Here is a 6,813-nt window from a genome sequence, read left to right as displayed (position 1 = left end):
CATGAAAGCAATCACCAAAGCAATTAAGACATTGCCTGAGCGATATAATCAAAATAAGGAGCTGCTTCCTTAGCATCATCCTGATTGAGCAAAGCCAAAGAAGCTTCCTTCAAACAGCGGATAGCTTCGACCATGCCAGGAACAGGAACGCCGAGAGAATTATACATTTCCCGAACGCCAATCAAACCGATGCTTTCGATCGGCTCTTTGTCACCCGCCAAGATACCGTAGGTAATCAGGCGCAAGTACCAGCCGTAGTCGCGCAGACACAAAGCCCGTTCGCGTTGGCCGTAAGCATTGCCCCCAGGAGAGATAAAATCAGGTCGTTTTTTCCAGAGTTTTTTACTAGCTTCTTCAACAATTTTCTTCTCACTGTCAGACAGCGCAGTAGCAATACGCACCCGCTGTTCTCCGGTTTTAAAGAAATCATTGATACTTTGGAGTTCGCCGGTACTGGGATAACGAAGTTCGTCGTCGGCTTGGAGAATAAATTGGCTAACTACGCTCATTGTTATTCAAATTTGAGGATAACATTAATAAACATTCCCATCTGTTGGCGACGGGATTCTTGGTTCGCAGACTCGCCTTGCTCCTAACATTTATCAATCCTAGAAGTAGAGGGTAAATCTCCCCAAGCGTTATGCTTGATGTTCAAGCCAGTTTCCTTGTGTTCCAAGGTACTGCGGGAAAAACTCAAAAACTGCGAGTGAAAGTTTGGATGTCGGCAGACACTGTGACTGTTTAACGAGTTTTTGCTACATCGCCCCAACAGCCGATCGCACCGACGGGATCGAGGCAACTCGCGACAAGCTTGACTCCCCGGTTGAAGCTTGGCTTTAGCAGCAATACGTTCAGCAGCAGGAAGACCGCCTGCAATTGAGCTTGAGTGCGATGGCTTACGCCCCGCTTCGCTACGACTTATCTCAGGAAAGAGAGAGCGATATTGCATTACCATATTAAATCCTACCATGACTACTTGTGACCAAATCTAAATTCCCCACCCCAAACTCGACGAAATTGGCAAACCCTTGCCAGCAAGGTCAACTGATTGAGATAGAGATTACCGCCTTGACCGACACCGGCGATGGAGTTGGTCGTTTTGGTGAGTTAGTAGTGTTTGTGCCTGATACAGTGACGGGCGATCGAGTCCTTGTCCGCCTCGTGCAAGTCAAATCCACCTATGCTAAAGGCAAGCTGGACACACTTCTGGAAGCCTCCGAACACCGCATCCGAGCTAACTGCATTGTCGCCGACAAGTGCGGTGGCTGTCAGTGGCAGCACGTAGATTATCCATATCAGCTTGCAGCCAAGCAAAATCAAATCATTCAAGCCTTAGAAAGGATTGGCGGATTTAGCAATGTGCAAGTTGATGAAATTTTAACGGGAAAAATCGAGGGATTTCCTCAATTTTTGGGATACCGCAACAAAGCGACTTATCCCGTGGCAATATCTGCAACAGGTCAAGTCCAAGCAGGTTACTATCAAAAAAGCACCCACAAATTAGTCAATCTCAATCAGTGTCCGGTGCAAGACCCGCGCCTCAATCCTTTGTTAAAAGAGGTCAAAGAAGACATCCACTGGCGGGATTGGCAAGTCTACGACGAAAAGAAACATACAGGAGAATTGCGTCACTTGTCCTTGCGAATCGGACGGCGCACGGGCGAGATGCTGCTCACTTTAATAGTTCGCACTGGAGACTTGCCGGGACTCGAAGAGCAAGCATCAGAGTGGCTGAAACAATATCCTCAACTGGTAGGTGTTTGTTTGAATATAAACCCCGCTCAAACTAATGTGATTTTTGGTGCTGAAACTCGCTGCATTGCGGGTCGTTCTTATCTGCGAGAAAGTTTTGCTGGTTTGAAATTTCAGCTAAGAGCTGATACTTTTTTTCAGGTAAATACAGAGGCGGCTGAAGCTTTGTTAGAAGTGATAGTAGGGGAATTGAATTTGCAGGAAAACGAGGTTTTGGTTGACGCTTACTGCGGAATTGGAACTTTTACTTTACCCCTGGCAAAACAAGTAAAAATAGCCATAGGTTTAGAAGTTCAACCGGCGGCGATCGAACAAGCAAAATTAAATGCTGAGTTAAATGACTTGAGAAATGTCGATTTTCAAGCGGGGACTGTAGAGAGTTTGCTGCCTTCCTTGGGCTTGACACCGGATATTGTGCTGTTAGATCCGCCGAGGAAAGGGTGCGATCGCGCGGTTTTGGAAGCTATCAAGGAAATCAAACCAAATCGCATTGTTTATGTTAGCTGCAAGCCTGCTACTTTGGCTCGCGACCTCAAGATTTTGTGCGAAAATGGGGATTATAAGTTAGCGCGAGTGCAGCCGGCGGATTTCTTTCCTCAGACTTCTCATGTTGAGTGTGTGGCTTTTTTGGTGCGGTGAATCAAAAGGGCGATCGACCTACTAGACTTATTGCATAAATCTTTGATTAATAGGGAAACCCTAGATGCAACGCAGATAATTTAAAGATTTTTTGCGAATGTATGCACTTTAAGCCTAGTGAGTAAGTGAGTACAAATAAATATAAACTTGGGGTAGGGTTGAGCAAATGAAGCAGCGTTTGCTATCTTAGAATACGGGTTTCAAACTCTAGGACTCGATCGGATTGTAGCGCTTTCTAAACCGGAAAATATAGCTTCCCGGTGGGTGATGGCAAAAGTGGGAATCCAGTACAAACAGAAGGTGGATTGCTGGGGTGCAAACTCGATCCAGTCCGGCCTGAATCAAGGAGAGTCTAGAAGTATAGAATAGAGGTTGCGAAACCGGCACACCGCCCGATCGCTCGCCCCCAGCAATTTGTTACCCTAAAAATAGAATCTTCCCTCCCTCAACTCTCTCCCATGAACAACACTTCTCCCCTAATTCAAACGATAACTCCAGAACGCTGGGCCGGGTTTAGTATGGACTTTATAGGGGCGGGTTACACGGGTGTGTTGGTCAAAAACGGCCGCGCCGTGCGTATCCTAAAATCCGGGCGACATTTCAGCTTCGCCCTTCCCCTGCTGGAACAGGCTCAAATTGTCCTCGTAGACACCAAACTCCGCAATTTGGAGGTGCAGTCGCACGGAGATTTTTTGTCTAAGGATCGATTTTTAATTGATGCCACTCTGACCGTTATTTATCAAGTTATAGATCCGAAACGGGTAGCTTTGGAATTGTCCGATCCTATAGGTGCTTTAGCAAGTGCAGTTAAGGATTGCATGGGATTAGCGATCGGGCAAATACCCCTACAACAGCTTATCAGTCAAGGACGGCTGTTGCTGCGCCAAAATTTGCTCGATCGCGTCCAAGATTTTTATACCCTAGGTTTTAACTTAGAAGACGTGCGAATTGGCGATGTCAGCTTTCCCGAAACCAACGGAGTTATTCGCCAAGTTGAGGGAATGAGTGCCCGACAGGAAGCAGAAAATGCCGCCGCCCTGCAAATGAGAATTGCCGAAGCCGGCCGCCCGATTGTTCCTCAATCTCCCGTACAGCAGTTAAACTTAATTTCAGGTAATTCTCCTGCGAGTCTTCCAGCTTCGGACACAGCAGCAGCGTTCGATCGAGATTTACAACAACTAACACAACAACTTGCTCAAAACAGCCTCCCTGCTGGGAGAAATCCTCCCCAGCTTGCACCAACCGTACTCGCAAGCAGCGATCGCAAAACAACCGCATATTTAATCTACAAACTTTCTGGAGAGGCGATCGCCCTAACAGCCAATCCCTTTACAATTGGGCGCGAACCAACCAACACTTTAGTATTACAAGATCCGCAAAGTTCGCGCTACCACGCTCAAATCCGCCGCGCCACTGACGAACTTGGCAAACAGCGATATCAGCTTGTCGATAGCGGCAGTTCCAACGGCACTTTTGTGGGTGGGCAGAGGCTGGCGGCTAACGAGCCTTTTTGGCTGCCCAATGGCTGCGAAATTGCGATCGGCGACCAAAAATGGATCTTTCAAAATTCGTGAGTGATAGATATGAATATTATTTAAAACAGCAGATAAACACATATTAATTTCATCGGCTTTCATCTGTCAGGTTTCTGTAGGGGAGTTGTCAAGAGTCGCCGCCCTTTCAATACAGCTTGACAACTTCTCCGTTCCCAATTCCCTATACTCCCAGGTAGAAGTCTCTTGCCAACCCTAGGGGGGATATCTCCACAAGCATTTCGAGCGACAATTTGTCAAGATTGAAAATATAAGTAGAGGACAACCCCATGAGCTTTTCTATACAATCTGTTTACAACTGGTACCGCGACACCCTCCGCAACCCCAAATACCGCTGGTGGATTATTCTGGGAACGCTGGCATATTTGGTAAGCCCGATCGACATTGCCCCAGATTTTCTCCCCGTCATCGGACAAATTGACGATGTGGCAATTGCTGTCTTGCTGATTTCCGAAGTGTCGCAAATGGCGATCGACTACTTTAAATCCCGCCAAACAGAGACAGCTTCAGCATCCGAAGCCACCAGTGCCAATTATTCTGAAGCCAACGGCAGCACCGTTGACGTAGATGCAGTTTCTGTAAAATAATTGCCAAAAATAATCGAGCGCTACAACCCCGACTTCTTCAAGAAATTGGGGTTTTTGTTTTTTAAATGCCAACTGCTCAGATCGTGCTCCAAAGCTGGTAATTTTAACTATGATCCATCTGTGCTAAAAACAAATTTTTATAGATGAAGTTTAGCAAAATAGTACAAAAACTTAACTCAGCCACCAGTCGCACCCTCACAGCGTCGGTTGCTACCGATCCGGAAATTACAGGGGCGGCCCCTGTTGATGAAGCTGCACTGGGTACTATCAGTTACATAGAAGGTGCTAAATTTGCCGTTCATACAGCCACTACAAATGCTTCGGCTTTAATTTTACCCTTAGATGAAAACCTCCAAGCTCAATGTACCGATCGCAATATTGCTTGGATTGCCGCAGCAGATCCGCGATTGCTGTTTGCTGAAACGATCGCCATTTTCTATCAACCGTTTCGCCCAGCATCGGAAATTCATCCCTCAGCCGTCGTTCACCCCTCAGCAGAAATTGGTGAAAATGTCTATATCGGCCCCCACGCCGTGATTCAAGCAAAAGTCAAAATTGGCAGCAACGTTTGCATTCATCCAAATGTCGTAGTTTACCCAGATGCGGAAATAGGCGCAGGCACTGTTTTACACGCTAATTGTGTCATTCACGAACGTACTCGCATCGGGGCAAATTGCGTGATTCACAGCGGTGCGGCGATCGGCAGCGAAGGTTTTGGGTTCGTGCCGACAGCCACAGGATGGGTGAAAATGGAGCAGTCTGGCTGCACTGTTTTAGAAGAGGGCGTTGAGGTTGGCTGCAACAGCACGATCGACAGACCCGCTGTCGGAGAAACCCGCATCGGCCAGAATACAAAAATCGACAATTTAGTACACGTAGGTCACGGCTGTCAAGTCGGGAAAAATTGCGCGTTTGCCGCTCACGTTGGCATGGCGGGCGGAGTAAAAATTGGCAACAATGTAATTTTGGCAGGTCAAGTGGGAATTGCTAATCAAGCCAAAATCGGAGATGGGGCGATCGCCACTGCTAAAGCCGGAATTCACAGCGACGTGCCCGCAGGTGCGATCGTGACTGGTGTTCCAGCAATTCCCCATAAACTATTTCTAAAAGCCGCAGCCGTATACAACCGCTTGCCCGAAATGTACCAGTCTCTGAGGCAAATTCAGCGCAAGCTCGATCGCTAGTCATTAGTTATATACTTAAACATCTTGATTCATTCTTGTATAATGTCAAGTTGTGTAGGGGCGGATTCACGAGTATTCTTAATTTTAAAGCCCACAGCTCGATCGAGCCGCCCCCCATATAAGCACGCATCAACCGGACATGATATCACCTGTTAAAAGGAGAAGATTTAACGATCGCAACGAATTTTCTACGGTTTGAGAGTCTTCTTCACGCGCGCCTGACAGGGTACACTTAATTCAGTATACCGAAATTATTGACTATCCATTTCAGAGCTAGTCGCAAAGAGAGCGATCGTCCTGTAAATTCGGGTTATTCTTCAGATAATCCCCTGCTTTCTGGCAACCAATCTTTAAAAGATTATTGAGATTCATACTCCAAAGCAAGGGTTTACCGTAATAGTAATTCTCTTTGTCCCGAATCCAGGCAAAAATCTGCTGCCCATCTGAGTTGAAGCTGATGTTATCACCAGCAAAACTTTCCTGGTTAAAACTTTTGAGCATTATCCCATCACGGCTCCAAATTTTAACTGCACCACTATCATCAGCCGAGGCAAGCATCTCACCATTTGGGCTGAAACTAAGATTTTTAACAGATGCACTGTGTCCTGATAGGCGATGCTCCAGCTTGCCACTTTGATAATCCCAGAGGATAACAGTGCTGTCATCGCTAGCTGAGGCTATCTTTGAACTATTCGGATTGAAAATTACATCCCGAACAGGACTTTTATGTTCTTCAATAGTTGTAATCAATCCAGCTTTTAAGTTCCAAAGTTTTACGGTTTTGTCATCACTGGCAGATGCGAGGATCTTACCGTCATGACTAAAACGGACGCGATTTACTTTATCTTTATGCTGGTCGAAAATATGTAGTGTATTACCATCAAAATCCCACAGTCTCACTGTTTGATCGTCGCTGGCAGAGGCAAGGATTTGACTGGTAGGACTAAAACTGACACTATTGATGCGATCGCGGTGTTCTTTTAAGGTAGCAACTATCTTTTTGGAATCCCTATTCCAGAGTTGCACCACATCTTCAACACCGGAAACAGCAAATGTCTTGCCATCCGCTCCAAAGTGCACACTTTCAACCCGGTTCCC

6 protein-coding genes and 2 pseudogenes are annotated in these 6,813 nt (G+C 46.4%); 5 read left to right on the top strand and 3 right to left on the bottom strand.

Features of this window, described 5'->3' with window-relative positions; translation table 11 throughout:
• Positions 1-23 precede the first annotated feature (23 nt).
• Together QUA45_RS27145 and QUA45_RS27140 are read right to left on the bottom strand one after the other, a co-directional pair.
• Positions 24-509: an allophycocyanin subunit alpha-B gene (locus QUA45_RS27145; protein WP_293336342.1), complete on the bottom strand. Its 486-nt coding sequence runs from the start codon at positions 507-509 to the stop codon at positions 24-26.
• 83 nt (positions 510-592) lie between these two features.
• Positions 593-970, bottom strand: a complete 378-nt coding sequence (locus QUA45_RS27140) for a hypothetical protein (protein ID WP_333222927.1) — start codon at positions 968-970, stop codon at positions 593-595.
• A gap of 8 nt (positions 971-978) precedes the next feature.
• On the opposite strand from QUA45_RS27140, the gene rlmD reads away from it, so the two are divergent.
• From rlmD to lpxD, 5 genes and pseudogenes are all read left to right on the top strand, one after another.
• Positions 979-2,391: a 23S rRNA (uracil(1939)-C(5))-methyltransferase RlmD gene (rlmD, locus tag QUA45_RS27135; protein WP_333097086.1), complete on the top strand. Its 1,413-nt coding sequence runs from the start codon at positions 979-981 to the stop codon at positions 2,389-2,391.
• Positions 2,392-2,565: 174 nt separating this feature from the next.
• Positions 2,566-2,760: pseudogene (locus QUA45_RS29315) on the top strand (GNAT family N-acetyltransferase); the annotation flags it as partial.
• Between the two features lie 89 nt (positions 2,761-2,849).
• Positions 2,850-3,965 (top strand): SPFH domain-containing protein, encoded by a 1,116-nt coding sequence (locus QUA45_RS27130; protein WP_333097087.1) that lies wholly within the window; start codon positions 2,850-2,852, stop codon positions 3,963-3,965.
• A gap of 248 nt (positions 3,966-4,213) precedes the next feature.
• A complete protein-coding gene (locus QUA45_RS27125) occupies positions 4,214-4,531 on the top strand; it encodes a YkvA family protein (RefSeq protein ID WP_333097089.1) in 318 nt (105 codons plus the stop codon).
• A 143-nt stretch (positions 4,532-4,674) separates the two neighbouring features.
• Positions 4,675-5,715 (top strand): UDP-3-O-(3-hydroxymyristoyl)glucosamine N-acyltransferase, encoded by a 1,041-nt coding sequence (gene lpxD, locus QUA45_RS27120; protein WP_333222925.1) that lies wholly within the window; start codon positions 4,675-4,677, stop codon positions 5,713-5,715.
• A 273-nt stretch (positions 5,716-5,988) separates the two neighbouring features.
• On the opposite strand, the pseudogene QUA45_RS27115 reads toward lpxD, so the two are convergent.
• Positions 5,989-6,813, bottom strand: a pseudogene (locus tag QUA45_RS27115) (WD40 repeat domain-containing protein); the annotation flags it as partial.

It is taken from the genome of Microcoleus sp. Pol12A5, from assembly GCF_036701435.1.
GTDB lineage: Bacteria > Cyanobacteriota > Cyanobacteriia > Cyanobacteriales > Microcoleaceae > Microcoleus.
This window is presented reverse-complemented; position numbering and strand designations above follow the sequence as displayed.